The sequence below is a fragment of the Sulfitobacter albidus genome, from assembly GCF_018200035.1.
Classification (GTDB): Bacteria; Pseudomonadota; Alphaproteobacteria; order Rhodobacterales; family Rhodobacteraceae; genus Sulfitobacter; species Sulfitobacter albidus.
Map to the genome: position 1 here is coordinate 2,650,440 of NZ_CP073581.1, position 18,173 is coordinate 2,668,612.

Consider the following 18,173-nt stretch of genomic DNA (forward strand, 5'->3'; position numbering starts at 1 on the left):
TCTCTCCCCGCCAAAAACAACCGATCCTTGCGCCATGACACTCGATCTTCTCACCGCCCTCGCGGTCTTCGCCTTTGTCAGCTCCGCCACGCCGGGGCCGAACAACCTGATGCTCATGGCCTCCGGCGCCAATTTCGGCTTCTCCCGCACGATCCCGCATATGGCGGGGATCTCGGTGGGCTTTGCCGTGATGATGATCGGCGTCGGGCTGGGGCTGGTGCAGCTCTTCGACCGCGTGCCCGTGATCTACGATGTGCTGAAAATCGTCTCGGTGCTCTACATGCTCTGGCTCGCGTGGAAGATCGCCAACGCCGCCCCAGTCACCCGCACGGCAGAGGCCGGGCGCCCTATGACCTTCCTGCAAGCCGCCGCCTTCCAATGGGTCAACCCCAAGGCCTGGGCGATGGCACTCACCGCGATTACCGCCTACGTCGGCGACAGCGGGGCGGGATGGCTGATCCTGGGCGCGCTGCTCTTTGCCACCGTCAATCTGCCGTCGGTCTCGATCTGGACCGTCGCGGGCCAGCAGCTGCAACGCATCCTCACCAATCCGCGCCGCCTGCGGGCCTACAACTGGACGATGGCGATCCTGCTCATAGCCTCGCTCTACCCGGTTCTCGCGGCGTAAGCTGCGCGTTGCAAACCACCGCGCCCCGCGCCATATAGGACCAAACTCCGGAGGCGTGCATGACCCAGTATCTCGACTTTGAAAAACCCCTCGCCGAAATCGAGGGCAAGGCGGAAGAGCTGCGCGCCATGGCCAAACGCGACCCCGACACCGATGTCAGTGAACAGGCGGCACAGCTGGACGCCAAGGCCGACAAGATGCTGACCGACCTCTACAAAAACCTCACGCCCTGGCGCAAATGCCAGGTCGCGCGCCACCCCGACCGGCCCCACTGCCGCGATTATATCGAGGCGCTGTTCTCCGAGTACACCCCGCTCGCGGGGGATCGGAACTTTGCCGACGATCACGCGGTGATGGGCGGGCTTGCACGGTTCAACGACCGCCCCGTGGTCGTCATCGGCCACGAGAAGGGCAATGACACCAAATCCCGGATCGAGCGGAACTTTGGCATGGCCCGCCCCGAAGGCTACCGCAAGGCCGTGCGCCTGATGGACCTGGCCGACCGCTTTGGCCTGCCCGTCATCACGCTGGTCGACACCCCCGGCGCCTACCCCGGCAAGGGCGCCGAAGAGCGTGGCCAGTCCGAGGCCATCGCCCGCGCGACCGAGAAATGCCTGCAAATCGGCGTGCCGCTGGTCAGTGTCATCATCGGCGAGGGCGGATCGGGCGGCGCCGTGGCCTTTGCCACCGCCAACCGCGTGGCGATGCTCGAACACTCGGTCTATTCGGTGATCTCCCCCGAGGGCTGCGCCTCGATCCTGTGGAAAGACGCCGAGAAGATGCGCGAGGCCGCCGAGGCGCTGCGCCTCACCGCGCAGGATCTCAAGAAACTCGGCGTGAATGATCGCATCATTCCGGAACCGCGCGGCGGCGCGCACCGCGACCGGCAGGCGGCCATCTCTGCCGTCGCCGCCGCCATCGAAGACATGCTCGCCTCGCTCAATGGCAAGGACGCCAAGGCGCTCATCAGGGACCGCCGCGAGAAATACCTCGACCTCGGGGATCGCGGGCTGGCGGCCTAGGGCTTCAACCGCCACACCAGCGGCACGATCGCCAGCACCAGCACGGCGCCCACCAGAAACGGCGCGCCGGGCAGATAGATCCCCTCGCCGTCCACGAACGCCTCGAACACGCCGGTCAGCGCCAGCGGTGCCAGCACTGCCGCCACCGACGCGAGCGAGGCGATGACCCCCTGCACCAGCCCCTGCACATCCTCGCCCACGCGGTTGGCGGCAAAGGCCGTCATCAGCGGCGGCGCCATATCCGCCAGCGTGGCGATCGGCAGCACCACCGCCACGACCCACACCGCCCCGGCAAGGCCAAACCCCACCAGCCCGATCACCCCCGCGCCCAATGCGATCAGCAACGTGCGGTAATCGCCCAGCCGCCGCGTGAGCACCGGCAGCACGCCGGCCTGCACCCCCGCGATCATGATCCCGTAGGCCGACAGCGTCAGCCCGATCGCCACCCCGTCCCAGCCGAATACTTCCCGCCCCCAGAACGCCCAAAGCGTCGGATAGACCATATTGGCGACCTCCAGCACAAAGATGCAGATCAGTGGGATCGCCAGCCCCGGTATCGCGAACGCCCGCAGGATTGATCCAAAGGGGTTCAGATCGCGCCGCCCGAACGGGCGCCTGTTCTCGGGCTTGAGCGATTCCGGCAACACCAGCAGCCCGAACACCACATTCAGCCCCGACAGCACGGCGGCGATCCAGAACGGCGCGGTGATATGGATCCCCGACGCCAGCCCGCCCAGCGCGGGGCCAAAGACAAAACCGATGCCGAATGCGGCCCCGATCATGCCAAAGGCGGCGCTGCGCTCTTCGGGTTTGGCGATGTCGGCGATATAGGCGGTCGCGGTGATATAGGTGGCCCCGGCCATGCCCGCCACGACCCGGCCCACCAGCAACACCCAATAGGTCTGCGCCATGGCCATGATGACGTAGTCGATGGTCAGCGTCACCAGCGCCGCGATCAGGATCGGGCGGCGGCCAAAGGTATCCGACAGGCTGCCGATTACCGGGCCAAACAGGAACATCGCCCCCGCATAGGCCGACATCATGATCCCGCCCCACAGCGCGCCCTGCGCCGTGCTGCTGGCCCCCACCCGGTCCATCAGATCGGGGATGATGGGAAAGACGATGCCCACGCCAATCGCATCCACGACCAGCGTGGCGAGGATGAACAGAAAGGGGCCGGTGATCTTCATCCCGCCACCCGATACCCGCGCCGCCCGTTTGGCAAGCGGCAATTCCAACTCACCATCGCAGGCTGAACCGGGGGCCGGGCGCCGGGCGCGCAGCAAAGCCCATGGCGCGGTAGGCGGCTGCGGCCCCGTGGTTGTCGGGATGGGTGCCGACAGTGAGGTAGCGACAGCCCAGATCGCGGGCGTGCGCCACGCTCGCCTGCGTCAGCCTGCGCCCCAAACCCCGGCCCCGCATGTCGGGGGCAACGAACAGATGATGCATGTCCATCCCGCGCACCCCGAATTGCAGCTGCGCCAAGGGGCAAAGCGCGGCATAGCCCACCAATCCACGCGCGCCTTCGGCCACCAGCACGTGCAACCACGGGACGGCGCCCAGCGCGTCGCGGGCGAGCGTGTCTTTTGTGATCACAGCCGCGTCGCCGTGGTGCGCGGCCAGCGCGTGGATCATCTTTAGCACCGGGTCGAGGTCGGTATCGAGGATCGGTCGGACGGTCGTCATGGTCGGTCTCCGGGAACGGGCACCGCCCGCCACGGACCACGCACAGTCCGGAGGGACGGCGCGGGAAGGCAATAGAATGAACAGGAAAAGCCACCGCGCTGATCAGCGGCGGCAATAACACATCGTATGTACGGTCTGTGTACGCATGGTGCACAGAGTGTGACAGTCCGCGCGCGCCGTCAATCCCCGCCGCTCAGCGCGCCAGCATCCGTAGCCCCTGCGTCACGTCCGATCGCACGGCAAGCCGCAACCCCGGCTCATCCCCGGCCTTGAGCGCAGCGATGATCAGCCGGTGAAACTGCGGCGGCTCCGTCCGCCTCAGCCGCCCGTAAAGCGCGCGCATCGTCGGCCCCATCTGCAGCCAGACCGTCTCAGCCATGGCCAGCATTGCGGGGGCCTGCGCCCGCAGATACAGCGTGCGGTGGAATTCGAGATTAAGCCGGATATAGGCCACCGCATCGCGCTGCGCGACCGCCTCGCCGACCTTTCCGTTGATGTTGGTCAACCGCTCGATCAGCGCCAGATGCGCGCGGGGCAGCGCACGGCTCGCCAGCTCCACCTCAATGAGCGCACGCAGCGCCGCCAGCTCCTCGATCCGCTCGCCCGTCAGCTCGGGCGTGCTGATCCGGCCCGAGTTCGACATGGTCACCGCCCCCTCGGCGGCAAGGCGGCGTACCGCCTCGCGCGCGGGCGTCATCGACACATCAAAATCCTTCCCGATCCCGCGCAGGGTCAACGCCTGACCGGGCGCAAGCATCCCGTGCATGATCTGCAATCGTAACTGCCGGTACACACGGTCATGCGCCAGCGGCGCGGGGTCGACGGGGCGGGGGGTAAAGCTCATTCTGTTTTGTGATCACATAGGCGCCGCCGGTCAAGCCCTTGACGACGACCCCGCCGCGCCGCACCCTGCCCCGGATCGGAGCAACCCTATGAACCCATGGCTCATTCTTGCCCTCGCGGGGCTTCTTGAAATCGTCTGGGCCGCGTCGATGAAAGCCTCCGACGGCTTCACGAAAATCGGGCCGAGCGTTCTGACCGGCGTCGCCGCCTTCCTAAGTTTCTGGCTCCTCGGGCTCGCCATGAAGTCCCTGCCGCTGGGCACGGCCTATGCGGTCTGGGTCGGCATCGGCGCGCTTGGCGCCGCAGTGCTTGGCATCGCGATGTTCGGTGAGGCGGCGACGCCCCTGCGCCTTGCGGGTATTGCCCTGATCGCCGCCGGGATTGCCTGCCTCAAGCTCGCCCAGTCGTCCTTCAGCGGATCATGGCCCCAGTTCATCAGCGAATAGCGCCAGGCCGAAGTTTCGACGTCCTCATCCGGGCCACCCTGTGAAAGATGCCGCTTGATATAGCCCACGACGGTGGCCATGTGGTCCCATTGATCGTCGCTGATATCGTCCTTGTTGGTGCGCTTGATCGTCACGATGCGGCGGCCGGATTTGTGGCCGGTCGATTCGCCGTCCTCGGTGTCGCCGACGGATCTGGACTCCTCCGTTTCCAGCCAATCCTCCAGCTCCTGCGGCGCCATGTTGACCAGATCGCGCCACTCGTCCCAGATCTGCTCGTATGATTTCGATGATGACATCGTGCCCTCCTTGCGCTGTCTGCGGGACAACGCGGCGGGCGGCGCTCAGGTTGCGTCGAATTTGTACCGGTGCAGCCCGCTGCCGTGGTCGCGCAGCCATTTGCGCGGGGCGCGATAGTCGCCATAGATCGCCTCCACCCCCGCCCAGAATGCGGCGGAGTGGTTCATCTGCGCCAGATGCCCGACCTCATGCGCGGCCACGTAATCCAGCACCTCCGGCGGGGCCATGATCAGCCGCCACGAAAACATCAGCCCCCCGTCCGCCGTGCACGACCCCCAGCGCGAGCGCGTATCGCGCAGCGTCAACCGGGTATAGGAGCGCCCCAGCGCTGCGGCATAGTCATCGCAGGCGCCCGCCAGCCGGTCGCGTGCCACCTGCTTGAGATGCGCTATCAGGCGCGGGCCGCCGGGCGGGGGCACCTCGATCGCCGCATCGGTGATGCGCACCCGCTTGCCCGATGCCGCGACCACCGGGATCATGCGACCGCCCAGCGGGATCTCTGCCCCCGGTGCGACGATCACATCCTCATCGCGCGCGTCCAGATGCCGGCGGATCCAGCCCTCCTTTTCGCGGGCAAAGGCCAGCGCCTCCGCCTCCGGCAGACGGCTGGGCAGCGTCAGCGTCACCCGCCCGTCCAACTGCGAAATTCGCAGGCTGATGCGCCGCGCCCGCGACGAGCGGCGCAGGGTCAGCGGGATCGGCGGATCACCAAGGCTGTGAGAAGCGGGAGCGGACATGGCGGGCCTGACGGGGCGAGGGGTGGACAGTATCCCCTGCTTATGGCAATTGCCCTGAATTATCTAGATGCAACACCAATCCGACAAAGGGGAATTCCATGCCCAACGAAGAATGGGGAACCAAGCGCCTGTGCCCCACCACGGGCAAGCGTTTCTATGATCTGAACAAGGATCCTATCGTCAGCCCCTACACCGGCGAAGTGGTCGAGGTCGATCAGTCGAAATCCCGCATGATCGCCGCCGACGCCGAGGATGCTGCCACGGCCAAGGCCAAGAAGGAAACAGCAGTCGCGGATACCGACGATGTGGTTGATGACGACGACGTCGATGTGGATCTGGACGATGATCTGCTGGACGACGACGAGGACGACGAGGATACCGTCCCCCTCGAAGAAATCGCCGATGTCGCCAAGGATGACGACGACAGCTAAATGGCTTGCGGGCGGGATGCGTTTTTCGCTTGATCCCGCCCCGGCTTGCGCTTAGGACACGGCGCACCGGCCCTTTCGGGTCACCGTTTCGGCCTTGGCCAAATGGGGCATTAGCTCAGCTGGGAGAGCGCCTGCATGGCATGCAGGAGGTCAGCGGTTCGATCCCGCTATGCTCCACCAAGGCTTTTTTCATGAAATGAAAAAGGCGGTCGCTCCGACAGTGTCTTCACACCGTGAAGATCACGAGAGGGGCAATCACGCGAACCAATCACACCGCCGCTGACTGACGCGCATCCGCTGCGCGGCTACGCTGAGACAGCGGTTCGATCCCGCTATGCTCCACCAAGGCCTTTTTCATGGAATGAAAAAGACCGTCGCCCGGAAGTGTGTTCACACCGTGAAGATCTTGGGAGCGGCAATCGCGCGTTCACGTGAGGAGAGGGGGCACGCCCCGCAGATCGAGCCTCCGCGCGGTCCTAGCTAATGAAGAACGACTGCTCCGCTGACATCCAATCCCGCACGTCGCCAAAACCCCTATCCCGTCCCGTCAGCCGCCAAGCGCCACGGCGGAAAGCGTCGATCGGCGCCCGCGTGAAACAGGCACCACGCATGGCCCGTCGGGTCGTAGAACCGCGCCTCGCGCCAGCGCCAGTTCCGATCCACCGGGCAGGATTCAAATTCCACCCCTTGAGCCGTGAGCCGCGCGTGGGTCGCATCCACATCATCGACTTCGAGGTATAGCACGGCGCCACCAACGCGCGGCGCCACCGCCCGATGCACCGAAAACGTCGTGGCCCCCGACGGCAGTTCAAACCGCGCGTAGACATCCCGCTCTGACACGATCAGGCGAAATCCCAGACGTCGGTAGAACGCAACGCTTTGCCCGAAATCGGCAACGTCGAGGGTGATTTGATTGAGGTCCACGGGCGCATCCTTTTGGCGATTCGCCCAAAGAATGCGCCCTCAACCCCACTTGAGGTAAAGCAGAATGTACTTTCCGCAGGCTGCCGCTAGGCGGGGCCGTAGCCGCCGCCGCCCGGCGTGCGCATGATGAATACATCGCCCGCCGCCAGTTCCGCCTGATCGTTGCCCTGCAAGCGCTCGATCGTGCCATCCGCGCGCCGCACGGCGTTCTCGCCCACGCCGCCCGGACCACCGCCCGCAGCGCCGTGCGGCGGCACCACCCGGTGCGAGGTCAGCACCGTCACGGTCATCGGCTCAAGAAATTGCAGATGCCGCTCGATCCCTTCACCGCCGCGCCAGCGCCCTTCCCCGCCCGATCCTTGCCGGATCGAGAATTGATCGACCCGCACGGGAAACCGCGTCTCCAGCACCTCCGGATCGGTCATGCGGGTGTTGGTCATGTGGCTGTGCACCGCATCCGTGCCGTGAAAGCCATCGCCCGCGCCGGTCCCGCCGCAGATGGTTTCATAGTTCTGATGCGTGTCGTTACCGTAGACAAAGTTGTTCATCGTGCCCTGGCTGCCCGCGATCACGCCCAGCGCGCCGTACAGCGTATCGGCAATCGCCTGACTGACCTCGGTGTTGCCCGAGATCACGGCGGCGGGCGCGCGCGGGTTGATCATCGACCCTTCGGGCACGATCAGGTTGAGCGGTTTCAGACAGCCCTCGTTCATCGGGATGTCACTGCCCACCAACGTGCGGAACACATACAGCACCACCGCCCGGCAGATCGCCAAGGGCGCGTTGTAGTTCAGCGGGTTCTGATCCGCCGTGCCGGTGAAATCCACCGTCGCCTCGCGCGCGGCACGGTCCACCGTGATCCGCACCTTGATCGCGTCACCATTGTCGAGCGGATAGGTAAACGCCCCGTCTTTCAGCACATCCAGCACCCGGCGCACCGATTCCTCGGCGTTGTCCTGCACGTGGGACATATAGGCATGCACGGTTTCCAGCCCGAACTGCTGGGTGATCTTGTGCAGCTCGCCCGCGCCGGTGGCGTTGGCCGCGATCTGCGCCGACAGATCGGCCATGTTCTGATCAATGTTGCGACACGGGTATTTGCCCGAGGCAAGCAGCGCGCGCGTCGCCTCCTCGCGCAGCTTGCCCGCCTTCACCAGCGTGAAGTTGTCGATGACCACGCCCTCATCCTCGATCACCCGGCTGTCGGGCGGGGCGGAGCCGGGGGTCTTGCCGCCGATATCGGCGTGGTGCCCGCGCGAGGCGACGGTATAGACGATCTCGCCGCCCTCGAACACCGGCGTGATAACGGTCACATCGGGCAGATGCGTGCCGCCGTTGAAGGGGTTGTTCATCATGAACACGTCACCGGGATCAATACGTCCGGCATTCTCGCGCAACACGGTGCGCACGCTTTCCGACATGGATCCCAGATGCACGGGCACATGCGGTGCGTTGGCCACCAGATCGCCGTTCGCATCAAAGATCGCGCAGGAGAAATCATAGCGTTCCTTGATGTTGACCGAATAGGCGGTGTTGGCCAGCGTCGCGCCCATCTGATCGGCGATGGACATGAAGAGGTTGTTGAACACCTCCAGCATGACCGGATCGACCGAGGTGCCGACGGCCTCGGCACGGGTGACCGCCTCGGCGCGCTTCAGGATCAGATCACCCCCGCTGAGGCATTCCGCGTGCCAGCCTGCCTCGACGATATTGGTGCCGGTGGGCTCCGTCAGGATCGCGGGGCCGTGCAGGGCCTGACCGGGGCGCAGCGTGTCACGCGCCATCACCGGCACGTCGCGCCAGGCGCCCTCGCTGTACATGCGCGCTGTGCGCTCGGGGCCTGCGGGCGCGTCGGGGTCGGGCAGATCGGCGGCCTCGCCGGTGGCGCCAATCGCCTCCGCCGTGAGCATATCGAGGATCAGCGCGGCACCCTCGGGGACAAAGCCGAAGCGTTGCTGGTGCGCCTCTTCAAACGCGGCCTGCATCTCGGCCGCGCTACCAAAGGGCACGGCAAGCGTCTGCTGTGCGCCATCGGGGCGGATATGCGCCTCGCGCACCAGCGTGATCTGCGCGGCGTCGATGCCTTGGCCCGCCACCTCGGCGCGCGCGTCGGCGGCCAGCGCATCGAGCGCCCGCTCGGCCTCGGCCAGCTGGTCAAGCCCGCCGCCAAACTGCGCCTCGCGCAGCGCCCGCACGTCGGCGAGCCCCATGCCGAACGCGGACAATACGCCAGCGAATGGATGGATATAGACCTGCCGCATCCCCAGCGCGTCGGCCACCAGACAGGCGTGCTGCCCGCCCGCCCCGCCAAAGCAGTTCATCGTGTATTTTGTCACGTCATATCCGCGCTGCACGCTGATCTTCTTGATCGCGTTGGCCATGTTTTCGACCGCGATGCGCAGGAAGCCTTCGGCGATCTCCTCCACCGGGCGGTCGGCGTCGATCTCTGCGCCCAGCTGCGCAAATTTCGCCTCCACGGCGGCGCGGTCCAGCCGTTCGTCCGCACCGGGGCCAAAGACCGCCGGGAAGAGATCGGGCTGAAGCTTGCCCAACAGCACGTTGCAATCGGTCACGGTCAGCGGGCCGCCGCGCCGGTAGGCGCAGGGGCCGGGGTTGGCGCCCGCGCTCTCGGGGCCGACCTGCATGCGCCCGTCGCGGTAGCTGAGGATCGATCCGCCCCCCGCCGCAACCGTGTGGATCGACATCATCGGCGCGCGCATCCGCACGCCTGCGACTTCGGTCTCGAAATCCCGCTCGAACTCGCCGGCGTAGTGGCACACATCGGTGGACGTACCGCCCATGTCGAACCCGATCAGGCGGTCGTACCCATGCGCCGCCGCCGTGCGCGCCATGCCCACGACACCCCCCGCAGGCCCCGACAGGATCGCATCGCGCCCCTCGAACAGCGTGGCATCCGTCAGCCCGCCGCTGGAGCGCATGAACATCAGCCGCGTGGCCGTGCCATCGGTGCCCAGCGCGCCCGCCACCTGATCCACATAGCGCCGCAGGATCGGCGAGAGATAGGCATCGACCACCGCCGTATCACCGCGCGACACCAGCTTGATCAGCGGGCTGGCCTCGTGGCTGAGCGAGATCTGCGCGAACCCCGCCTCCGCCGCCAGCTTACCCACCAGCCGTTCGTGATCGGGGTAGCGGTAGCTGTGCATCAGCGCCACCGCGACCGAGCCGTAGCCCGCCGCGTGCGCCTGCGCCAGCGCCTCTGCCACGGCCTCCGGGTCCGGCGCTTGCAGCACCTCGCCCTCCGCGCTCACCCGCGCGTCCACCTCGATCACATCGCCGTACAGCAGCTCCGGTAACTGGATGTTGAGATCGAACAGACGCGGGCGGTTCTGGTAGCCGATGCGCAGCAGATCGCGCATGCCCTTGGTGATGACCAGCACCGTGCGCGCGCCCTTGCGCTCCAGCAGCGCGTTGGTGGCCACGGTCGTGCCCATCTTGACCGCCGCAATCGCGCCCTCGGGGATGGGATCCTCGGCGCTCAGATCCAGCAATTGCCGGATGCCATGCACGGCGGCGTCGGGATAGACCTCGGGGTTCTCGCTCAGCAGCTTGTGCGTGCGCAGATCCCCCTGCGGTGTCTTCGCCACGATGTCGGTAAAGGTGCCGCCACGGTCGACCCAGAATTGCCACATTGCATAGTTCTCCTCTGTTTGCGGGCCAGAGCGTGGCCCGCATTCATGTAAAAATGTCTTGGATTAAGCGCGTTACTGAAGCGCGTTCGGCAGCCACAGCGCGATGGACGGAAATGCGATCAGGGCAAAGGCCATCGCCAGCATCGTCAGGCAATAGGGCAGCGCGCCCAGCATCACCTCGTTGAGCGATCCTGATTTCCGCGCCCCCTGCACCACGTAGAGGTTCAGACCCACCGGCGGCGTAATCAGCGCCATCTCGATCAGCACGATCATCAGGATGCCGAACCACACCACGTCATAGCCGGCGCCCACGACCATCGGCACGATGATCGGGATCGTGACGACCATCAGCGACAGCGTTTCAATAAAGAAGCCCAGCACGATGTAGAGCAGCACCACCACGAGAATCAGACCGAAGGGCGACAGCCCGAGGCTTTCCATGAACGTCGTCAGCTCGCGGCCCAGCCCGGCGGAGGCCAGTGTGAAGTTCAGGAACGACGCGCCGATGACGATCAGCATGATCATCGAGGTGACCTTGACCGTGCCGGTCAGGCTTTGCGTCAGCATGTCCCACGACACGCCCCCGAACATCAGCGCGATGATGAAGGCACCGGCGACACCCACGGCGGCGGCTTCGGTCGGGGTGGCCCAGCCCTGATAGATCGCACCGACGATCAACCCGAACAGCAGCAGGATCGGCACCAGATCAATCAGCGCGCGCAGCATCTGCGCGAGGGGGAACGTGCGCCGCGTGCCGCCCAGCTCGGGCCGGATCAGGCAGATGATGACCGTGATGACCATGAATGCCAGCGCCAGCGCCAGACCGGGGATCAGCCCCGCCAGAAACAGCTGCGGGATCGAGGATTGCGTGAGGAACCCGTAGACGATCAGATTGATCGATGGCGGGATCATGATGCCCAGCGTGCCGCCCGCCGCGATCGCGCCAGAGAACAGCTTGGGGTCATAGCCCAGCTTTTCCGCCTGCGGCATGGCGACCGTCGCCACGGTCGCCGCCGTCGCCACGGACGACCCGGAAGTGGCCGAAAACATCGTCGCCGTCGCCACATTGGCGTGCACCAGCCCGCCGGGCAGCCAGCTGACCCAGCGGTCAAGCGCGGCGTAGGTGCGGGTGGCCACGCCAGAGCGTACAAGGATTTCACCCAACAGCACAAAGAACGGGATGGCGATCAGCGTGGCCGAATTCGACGACGACCAAACCATGTTGCCCAGCCCCCGCGTCAGCGGAAAGCTTGATCCGAAGATGTCGATGCCGAATCCCAGCAGGAACAACACGATCCCCACCGGGATCGACAGCGCAAGGAGCCCCAGAAGGGCCACGGATACATAGCCGATCATTGCAGCATCTCCTGCTCGGCAAAGGCGCCGGCCACGGTTTCGGTCTCGTCATAGCGGCCACGGACCACAAGGCTCAGCGCACAGAGCGTCACCACGCAGGACATGAGCGCAAACCACACCCAGCCCGCGAACCACGGCGCGTGCACCCAGACCAGCGGCGTCTCAAGCGGGGTGTTGGCCGTCGATCCATTCTTGATCGAGCGTTCCAGCACCGGCCATGCCTTGATCGCGATGGTCACGATCACCCCCGACATCACAATCATCGAAAAGACATCAAACAACGCGCGGCCAAAGCTCTGTACCCGGCTGCGCAGCAGATCAATGCGGACATGGCCCAATTCCAACAGGGTAAAGGCCATGCCCCATGCGGTTGCCAAAGCCATGGCATAGCCCGCGATTTCTTCGGTCCCGCCGAGGGATGTGCCAAAGCGGCGCATGAGAATATCCGTCAGCACAAAGGCCGCACAGATCAGCAACCCCGCGCCGACCAGCAGGGCAACGCCCCGGTTCAGACGGCGCAAGGCCTCGATTATTCTCAACTCCAACATCGGCTCATCCCCCGGTCAGTTGCTTATTCGATCGTCACGCCGACGGTCTTGCCCACGCTGTCGTTCCAGCGCGCGGCCCAGTCGTCGCCCGCACGCTCCGCCCATTCGGGCAACACGTCGCTGACGAGGATCTCGCGCGCCTTGGCGAAATCTTCATCGCTGACCTCGACCAATGTCATGCCGCGCGCGTCACCGGCGGTGCACTCGCCATTGCCCGTGAGGCAGGCGATATCATTGACAAGTGCGTCCTGCGCGCTCGCCCATGCCGCGTCCTCGAATTCGGATTTCAGCTGGCCCGCGATCAGCTCTTGCGTGGCCGCGTCCAGACCGTTCCAGCGGTCCATGTTCATCGCGGTGACGACGCTGTCCCAGCCGCCCAGCGGGATCGGCATCAGATGGGTGGAGACTTCCCACCAGCCCGCCGAATAGCCCGAACCGGCACCGGTCACGGCGCAGTCAACAACGCCTTTCTGTAGCGCGCCGGGGACTTCGGAGAACGACACGTTCACGCCCTCCGCGCCCAGCGCCTCAAGCAGCTTGGCCGTCATGCGGCCCGAGGCGCGGATTTTCAGACCCTCAAGGTCGGCCAGCGTCGCCACCTCTTCGTTGCAGAACACGACCTGCGGCGGGTAGGGCGCAATCGCCAGCACTTTGGCGTTGAAACGATCGGCGTAGATGTCATCGACCATGGGCCGCGCCGCATCGACCATCGCGCGCGCCTCATCCGCGGTCAGCGCGACCAGCGGCACGTCGAGGCCTTCCAGCTCGGGCGCGTCGGCAACGGCGTAATCGGCCACGGTCATCGCCACGTCATAGACGCCCTGCCCCAGCAGCGGGTAAATATCGCCCAGCCCAAGGCTCATCTGGTTGTGCGTCGTCAGCTCCACCTCGATCTTGCCGTCGGACGCGGCGGGCAGCGTCTCGCTCCAGAAGGGAGCCTCATACTGCATGTGCAGCGGCAGGCCGGACCAGCTGCCGACAACCGACAGCGTCTCGGCGCTCAGCGGGGTGGCCAGCGCGGTGGTGGCGGCAAGCAGGGAAAGTGTCTTTTTCATTTGGGTCTTCTCCTTGTTGGTGGGTTTTATGGTTTGTAAATCGTCGTTTCGGCATCCTCGGCCACATCTGCGATCAGCATGTGGCCGGGCGAATGGGTAATGACAAAGGGCAGCTTGGCCGCCAGCAACACGTTCTGCGGCGTCACCCCGCACGCCCAGTAAAGCGGCACCTCACCGTCGCGCACCTCGACCGGTTCACCCCATTCGGGCGCGTCCAGATCGCGGATGCCGACAGTGGCGGGATCGCCCTGCCCGATGGGCGCGCCATGCGCCTGCGGGTATTTCGCGCTGATCGCGTAGGCGTCGCGCACCCGGTCCTCGGCGACGGGGCGCATGGTGATGACCATCTCGCCCCCGAACGGCCCCGCCGGGTTCAGCGCGATGTTTGAGCGGTACATCGGCACATTGCGCCCGGCTTCCAGGTGACGCACGGGAATGCCGCTGCGCACCAGCGCGTTCTCGAAGGTGAACGAACAGCCCAGCGCGACCGTAACCAGATCATCGGCCCAAAGATCGCTGATATCGGTCACCTCATCGGCAAGCTGGCCGTCGCGAAACACGCGGTAGCGCGGCACATCGGTGCGGATGTCGATATCGTCGCCCAGTGTTGGCAGCATCGCGTCGCCGGTGTCAGAAACCCCCACTACCGGGCAAGGTTTGGGATTGCGCTGGCAAAACCGCAGGAAGTCGAGCGCATAGCGCTCCGGCAGGATCGCAAGATTGCATTGCAGCTTGCCCGGCGCCAGCCCTGCCGTGTGGCCCGCGTAAGCGCCCGCACGGATTGCCGCCCGCACATCACGCGCGGATTGCTTTTTCAGATCGGCATAAAGCGCAGGTTGAACAGACATGCGACCACTCCCGTTTAGTCGCCCCAGCGTCACATATTCGCTCAAATCAAATCAAATTATCATTTCTAATCAGTGTCTATAAATCTAAACTATCACCTTGGGTGCGAGTGATCCCACTTCAGCGCCGTCTGCTCGGCCACTTGCGCACTGCTCTCCACCAGAAAACTGCGCGGCTCTGACAGGTAGGATGCCGTGAATGCCAGCGGCGCGGGGCGGAATCCGGGATCGAATTCAACGATCTGCCCGGCCTGAAGGTAGGGCTCCGCCAACGCACGCGGATAGGGCCCCACGGCGATCCCCGCCGCGATCATGCGCAGGCTCGCCGATAATGAAGCCGAGGCAAACACCCGCAGCTGCGGCCCCACCCGGCGCGTCAGTTCCGACATCAGCTCGCGGTAGGGGCGGGTCTGCGAGGAATACGAGATCACCGGGATCTCTCCCAGATCGGTCTGCGGGTTGTCGGCAGAGCGATACCAATGCAGATCGAACGACGGCAGCGCCACGTTCTGCACCGAAAACTCCGACACCGGCCCCATCAGAAACACCAGATCCAGCCGCCGCTCCAACAGGGCCGCACGCAGGTTGAGCGAGATATCCACCGTCAGATCCACATTCACCCGCGGATAGGCCTGCGAAAACGCCTTGAGGAAGTCCGGCAGCCAGGCCTGCGCGATTGTCTCCGACGCGCCCACACGAAACAGGCCTTCGGCCTCCGCCGGATTGGCAACGCGCTGCTTGATCTCCTCCTCGACGAACAGCATCTGCTCGGCGTAGGTCAGCAGCAATGTGCCGTGCCGCGTCAGCACCAGATCCCCCGGTCCGCGCTCGATCAGCGGCACGCGCAGCTCGTCCTCCAGCGTGGCGATGCGGGTCGAGACGGCGGGTTGCGACAGGTTCAGCCGCTCGGCGGCACGTCGAAATCCACCCAGCCGCGCGACCCACAGGAAGGTGCGGATCTGGTCAAAGGTCACGGCAGATCGCCGATGAGGATCGCGCGAAAATCATTCACGTTGGTGCCCGTGGGGCCCGGCACGAACAGCGCCCCGCCCGCGTCGAACGCCCCCCAGGCATCGTTTCGCGCCAGTGCCGTGGCCGGATCCACCCCGCCCGCGCGGATCATTGCCGCCGTATCGCCATCCGCGAACGCGCCCGCGTTATCCTCGGAGCCGTCGATGCCGTCGGTATCGGCGGCCAGCGCGCTGATGCCCGCCACCCCCTCGATCGCCAGCGCAAAGGCCAGAAGGAACGCCGTGTTCCGCCCCCCGCGCCCGTCCTTGTGGCGCAGGGTCACGGTCGTCTCGCCCCCCGACAGGATCACCACCGGCGCCGCGAACGGACGCCCCCGCGCGGCGACCTCGCGGGCGATGGCGGCGTGCATCTGGCCGATGTCCTGCGCCTCCCCCTCGATCGCGTCGGACAGGATCACCGCCACGATGCCCCGCGCCTGAGCCGCCTCCGCCGCCGCTTCCAGCGACAGGCGGGCCGAGGCGATCACGCGCACCTCGTTGCGGGCAAAGCACGGATCCTCGGGCGCGGGTGCGTCCTGCATCCGCGCCAGCACACGCTCTGGCACGTCAATCCCGCGCGCCGCGATCATGCCGCGCGCGTCGTCCAGCGACACCGCGTCCGGCACCGTGGGGCCAGAGGCGACCTGCGCCGGATCGTCCCCCGGCACGTCCGAGACCACAAGGCTCACCACCCGCGCAGGGTGCGCGGCAGCGGCCAGACGCCCGCCCTTGATCCCGCTGGCGTGTTTGCGGATCGCGTTCATCACGCCAATCGGCGCGCCAGAAGCCAGCAAAGCCTCGTTCAGCGCAACCTCATCCTCCAGCGTCAGCCCGTCGGGCGGGCAGGGCAGCAAAGCCGAGCCGCCCCCGCAGACAAGTGCGACCACCAGATCATCGGGCGTGAGGTCAGCGACCGCCTCGAACAGCGCCTGCGTGGCGGCCATCCCGGCGGCGTCGGGCACCGGATGCGCGGCCTCCATCACGCGGATGGACTGTGTCGCACAGGCGTAGCCGTAGCGCGTGACGACCACCCCCTCCACCGGCCCCTCCCACAGATCCTCGAACGCGGCGGCCAGCTGTGCGGCCCCCTTGCCTGCGCCCACCACCACGGTGCGCCCGCGCGGGCGCTCGGGCAGGTTGGGCGCCAGCGCCGCGCGTGCGTCGGCGGCGGTGACGGCGGCGTCGAACAGCGCGGTCAGGAACGCCCGGCTCATGCGCCGTACTCCGCGCGCAGCGCGACCTTTTGCACCTTGCCCATGGTGTTGCGCGGCAGCGCGTCCACCACAACATAACGGCGCGGCTGTTTGAACCGGGCCAGCGCCCCCTCGACCGCCCCGCGCAGCGCCGCCATATCCAGATCTCCCGACGCCACCAGCACCGCCAGCGGCACCTCGCCCAGATCGGCGTCAGGCACCCCGATCACCGCCGATTCCAGCACGCCGGGCTGTGCGTCCAGTACCGTCTCGATCTCCTTGGGATAGATGTTGTACCCGCCCGAGATGATCAGGTCCTTGCCCCGCCCCACGATGGTGACATAGCCCTCATCATCCTGCGCGCCCAGATCGCCGGTGATGAAAAAACCGTTCTGCCGCAGCTCTTCGGCGGTCTTTTCCGGCATGTTCCAGTAGCCCTGAAAGACGTTCGGGCCGCGCACCTCGACGGTCCCGGTCTCCCCGCGCGAAAGCTCGGTGCCCGCCGCATCGCACACGCGCAGTTCCACATCCGGCAGGGGCAGCCCCACGGTGCCCGCACGCCGGTCGCCGTCGTAGGGGTTGGAAGTGTTCATGTTCGTCTCCGTCATGCCATAGCGTTCGAGGATCCGGTGGCCCGTGCGCGCCTCGAACGCGCGGTGGGTCTCGGCCAGCAACGGCGCCGAGCCGGAGATGAAAAGCCGCATGTTCGCCACCCGCTCCCGGTCAAGGCGCGCGTCGTCCAGCAGCCGCGTGTAGAACGTCGGCACCCCCATCAGCGCGGTGGCGCGCGGCATCCAGTCGATCAGCTGATCCACGTCGAGCCGCGGCATAAAAACCATCGGCCCGCCCGCGATCAGCATCACGTTTGTCGCCACAAAGAGCCCGTGCGTGTGGAAAATCGGCAGCGCGTGCAGCAGTGTATCGTCGGCCGTGAACTGCCACAGATCGGTGAGCGTCTGCGCATTGGAAATAAGGTTCCGCTGGCTCAACATCGCACCTTTCGAACGCCCCGTCGTGCCGGAGGTATAAAGGAAGGCCGCCAGATCATCGGCGTCCCGTGCCACGGTCTCGAACACCTTGGGCGCCGCATCCGCCGCGTCTGCCAGCGTGCCGCCCCGCGCGCTCAACGTCTCGATCCGCGTGATGTCCGGCAAATCGTCCCGGCCCGGATCGCCCACCAGCAACGCGGCCCCACTGTCCTCGACAAAATAGCGCAGCTCCGCCCCCGTGTAGGCGGTGTTGAGCGGCAGGAAAATCGCGCCCATCTGTGCGCAAGCCGCATAAAGCGCCAGCATGTCGGGGCATTTTTCCACCTGCACCGCCACCCGGTCGCCCGTTTGCACGCCAAACCCCACCAGCGCGTGCGCCAACTGCGCGGCCCTCGCCACAAACGCCGCGTGGGTGATCGTGCCGCCCTCGGGCAGCAGCAGGAACGGCGTATCCCGTCCGGCATGGAGCGCAAACATCGTGTCGTAAAGCGGGTTGTTCATGGCGGGGCC

At 66.0% G+C, this 18,173-nt stretch carries 17 protein-coding genes, 1 tRNA gene and 1 pseudogene; 5 read left to right on the plus strand and 14 right to left on the minus strand.

Annotation, left to right across the window (positions count from 1 at the left end; all coding sequences use genetic code 11):
- Positions 1-34: 34 nt before the first annotated feature.
- The gene (locus KDD17_RS13120; protein ID WP_212704070.1) at positions 35-628 is read left to right on the plus strand and encodes a LysE family translocator; all 594 of its coding nucleotides are present in this window, start codon (positions 35-37) and stop codon (positions 626-628) included.
- A gap of 59 nt (positions 629-687) precedes the next feature.
- Positions 688-1,650 carry an acetyl-CoA carboxylase carboxyltransferase subunit alpha gene (locus tag KDD17_RS13125; RefSeq protein WP_212704071.1) on the plus strand — a complete coding sequence of 321 codons (963 nt, stop codon included), beginning with the start codon at positions 688-690 and terminating at the stop codon, positions 1,648-1,650.
- Here the strand turns inward: KDD17_RS13125 and KDD17_RS13130 are convergent.
- From KDD17_RS13130 to KDD17_RS13140, 3 genes are all read right to left on the minus strand, one after another.
- A complete protein-coding gene (locus KDD17_RS13130) occupies positions 1,647-2,840 on the minus strand; it encodes an MFS transporter (protein WP_212706240.1) in 1,194 nt (397 codons plus the stop codon). The two genes, KDD17_RS13125 and KDD17_RS13130, sit on opposite strands and share 4 nt — an antisense overlap.
- Positions 2,841-2,889: 49 nt before the next feature.
- Positions 2,890-3,336, minus strand: coding sequence for a GNAT family N-acetyltransferase (locus tag KDD17_RS13135; protein ID WP_212704072.1), 447 nt, complete (start codon positions 3,334-3,336; stop codon positions 2,890-2,892).
- 193 nt (positions 3,337-3,529) lie between these two features.
- A complete protein-coding gene (locus KDD17_RS13140) occupies positions 3,530-4,180 on the minus strand; it encodes a GntR family transcriptional regulator (protein WP_212704073.1) in 651 nt (216 codons plus the stop codon).
- An 88-nt stretch (positions 4,181-4,268) separates the two neighbouring features.
- Between KDD17_RS13140 and KDD17_RS13145 the strand changes: the two genes are divergently transcribed.
- Positions 4,269-4,625 (plus strand): DMT family transporter, encoded by a 357-nt coding sequence (locus KDD17_RS13145; protein WP_212704074.1) that lies wholly within the window; start codon positions 4,269-4,271, stop codon positions 4,623-4,625.
- Here KDD17_RS13145 and KDD17_RS13150 read toward each other — a convergent pair.
- Both KDD17_RS13150 and KDD17_RS13155 read right to left on the minus strand, forming a co-directional pair.
- Positions 4,589-4,921, minus strand: a pseudogene (locus tag KDD17_RS13150) (DUF3140 domain-containing protein); the annotation flags it as partial. The gene KDD17_RS13145 and the pseudogene KDD17_RS13150 sit on opposite strands and share 37 nt — an antisense overlap.
- A 45-nt stretch (positions 4,922-4,966) precedes the next feature.
- Complete coding sequence (locus tag KDD17_RS13155; RefSeq protein ID WP_212704075.1) at positions 4,967-5,659, minus strand: M48 family metallopeptidase; 693 nt, start codon at positions 5,657-5,659, stop codon at positions 4,967-4,969.
- Positions 5,660-5,757: 98 nt separating this feature from the next.
- Between KDD17_RS13155 and KDD17_RS13160 the strand changes: the two genes are divergently transcribed.
- On the plus strand, positions 5,758-6,090 hold the full coding sequence (locus KDD17_RS13160; protein ID WP_212704076.1) for a TIGR02300 family protein: 333 nt from the start codon (positions 5,758-5,760) through the stop codon (positions 6,088-6,090).
- A gap of 104 nt (positions 6,091-6,194) precedes the next feature.
- A tRNA-Ala gene (locus KDD17_RS13165) sits at positions 6,195-6,270 on the plus strand.
- A gap of 354 nt (positions 6,271-6,624) precedes the next feature.
- Here KDD17_RS13165 and KDD17_RS13170 read toward each other — a convergent pair.
- From KDD17_RS13170 to KDD17_RS13210, 9 genes are all read right to left on the minus strand, one after another.
- A complete protein-coding gene (locus KDD17_RS13170) occupies positions 6,625-7,014 on the minus strand; it encodes a VOC family protein (protein WP_212704077.1) in 390 nt (129 codons plus the stop codon).
- Positions 7,015-7,100: 86 nt separating this feature from the next.
- Entirely contained in the window at positions 7,101-10,667 is a 3,567-nt protein-coding gene (locus KDD17_RS13175; RefSeq protein WP_212704078.1) for a hydantoinase B/oxoprolinase family protein, read from the minus strand.
- A 72-nt stretch (positions 10,668-10,739) separates the two neighbouring features.
- The gene (locus KDD17_RS13180; protein ID WP_212704079.1) at positions 10,740-12,023 is read right to left on the minus strand and encodes a TRAP transporter large permease; all 1,284 of its coding nucleotides are present in this window, start codon (positions 12,021-12,023) and stop codon (positions 10,740-10,742) included.
- Entirely contained in the window at positions 12,020-12,571 is a 552-nt protein-coding gene (locus tag KDD17_RS13185) for a TRAP transporter small permease subunit (protein WP_431358127.1), read from the minus strand. Before KDD17_RS13185 ends, KDD17_RS13180 begins: the two co-directional genes overlap by 4 nt.
- A gap of 23 nt (positions 12,572-12,594) precedes the next feature.
- Complete coding sequence (locus tag KDD17_RS13190) at positions 12,595-13,626, minus strand: TRAP transporter substrate-binding protein (RefSeq protein WP_212704080.1); 1,032 nt, start codon at positions 13,624-13,626, stop codon at positions 12,595-12,597.
- Positions 13,627-13,652: 26 nt separating this feature from the next.
- On the minus strand, positions 13,653-14,474 hold the full coding sequence (locus KDD17_RS13195) for a putative hydro-lyase (RefSeq protein ID WP_212704081.1): 822 nt from the start codon (positions 14,472-14,474) through the stop codon (positions 13,653-13,655).
- Positions 14,475-14,566: 92 nt separating this feature from the next.
- Positions 14,567-15,445, minus strand: a complete 879-nt coding sequence (locus KDD17_RS13200; RefSeq protein WP_212704082.1) for a LysR family transcriptional regulator — start codon at positions 15,443-15,445, stop codon at positions 14,567-14,569.
- Positions 15,442-16,695 (minus strand): glycerate kinase type-2 family protein, encoded by a 1,254-nt coding sequence (locus KDD17_RS13205; protein WP_212704083.1) that lies wholly within the window; start codon positions 16,693-16,695, stop codon positions 15,442-15,444. The genes KDD17_RS13200 and KDD17_RS13205 overlap by 4 nt, the downstream gene beginning before the upstream one ends.
- Positions 16,692-18,164, minus strand: coding sequence for a malonate--CoA ligase (locus tag KDD17_RS13210; RefSeq protein ID WP_212704084.1), 1,473 nt, complete (start codon positions 18,162-18,164; stop codon positions 16,692-16,694). The genes KDD17_RS13205 and KDD17_RS13210 overlap by 4 nt, the downstream gene beginning before the upstream one ends.
- Between the last annotated feature and the right edge of the window lie 9 nt (positions 18,165-18,173).

Excerpts from the sequence above, each read along its gene's own strand:
- KDD17_RS13125 (WP_212704071.1), top strand. The coding sequence starts at position 688 with ATGACCCAGTATCTCGACTTTGAAAAACCCCTCGCCGAAATCGAGGGC.
- KDD17_RS13185 (WP_431358127.1), bottom strand. The coding sequence starts at position 12,571 with ATGTTGGAGTTGAGAATAATCGAGGCCTTGCGCCGTCTGAACCGGGGC.
- KDD17_RS13160 (WP_212704076.1), top strand. The coding sequence starts at position 5,758 with ATGCCCAACGAAGAATGGGGAACCAAGCGCCTGTGCCCCACCACGGGC.
- KDD17_RS13140 (WP_212704073.1), bottom strand. The coding sequence starts at position 4,180 with ATGAGCTTTACCCCCCGCCCCGTCGACCCCGCGCCGCTGGCGCATGAC.
- KDD17_RS13145 (WP_212704074.1), top strand. The coding sequence starts at position 4,269 with ATGAACCCATGGCTCATTCTTGCCCTCGCGGGGCTTCTTGAAATCGTC.
- KDD17_RS13130 (WP_212706240.1), bottom strand. The coding sequence starts at position 2,840 with ATGAAGATCACCGGCCCCTTTCTGTTCATCCTCGCCACGCTGGTCGTG.
- KDD17_RS13180 (WP_212704079.1), bottom strand. The coding sequence starts at position 12,023 with ATGATCGGCTATGTATCCGTGGCCCTTCTGGGGCTCCTTGCGCTGTCG.
- KDD17_RS13120 (WP_212704070.1), top strand. The coding sequence starts at position 35 with ATGACACTCGATCTTCTCACCGCCCTCGCGGTCTTCGCCTTTGTCAGC.
- KDD17_RS13210 (WP_212704084.1), bottom strand. The coding sequence starts at position 18,164 with ATGAACAACCCGCTTTACGACACGATGTTTGCGCTCCATGCCGGACGG.
- KDD17_RS13205 (WP_212704083.1), bottom strand. The coding sequence starts at position 16,695 with ATGAGCCGGGCGTTCCTGACCGCGCTGTTCGACGCCGCCGTCACCGCC.
- KDD17_RS13135 (WP_212704072.1), bottom strand. The coding sequence starts at position 3,336 with ATGACGACCGTCCGACCGATCCTCGATACCGACCTCGACCCGGTGCTA.
- KDD17_RS13195 (WP_212704081.1), bottom strand. The coding sequence starts at position 14,474 with ATGTCTGTTCAACCTGCGCTTTATGCCGATCTGAAAAAGCAATCCGCG.
- KDD17_RS13155 (WP_212704075.1), bottom strand. The coding sequence starts at position 5,659 with ATGTCCGCTCCCGCTTCTCACAGCCTTGGTGATCCGCCGATCCCGCTG.
- KDD17_RS13175 (WP_212704078.1), bottom strand. The coding sequence starts at position 10,667 with ATGTGGCAATTCTGGGTCGACCGTGGCGGCACCTTTACCGACATCGTG.
- KDD17_RS13190 (WP_212704080.1), bottom strand. The coding sequence starts at position 13,626 with ATGAAAAAGACACTTTCCCTGCTTGCCGCCACCACCGCGCTGGCCACC.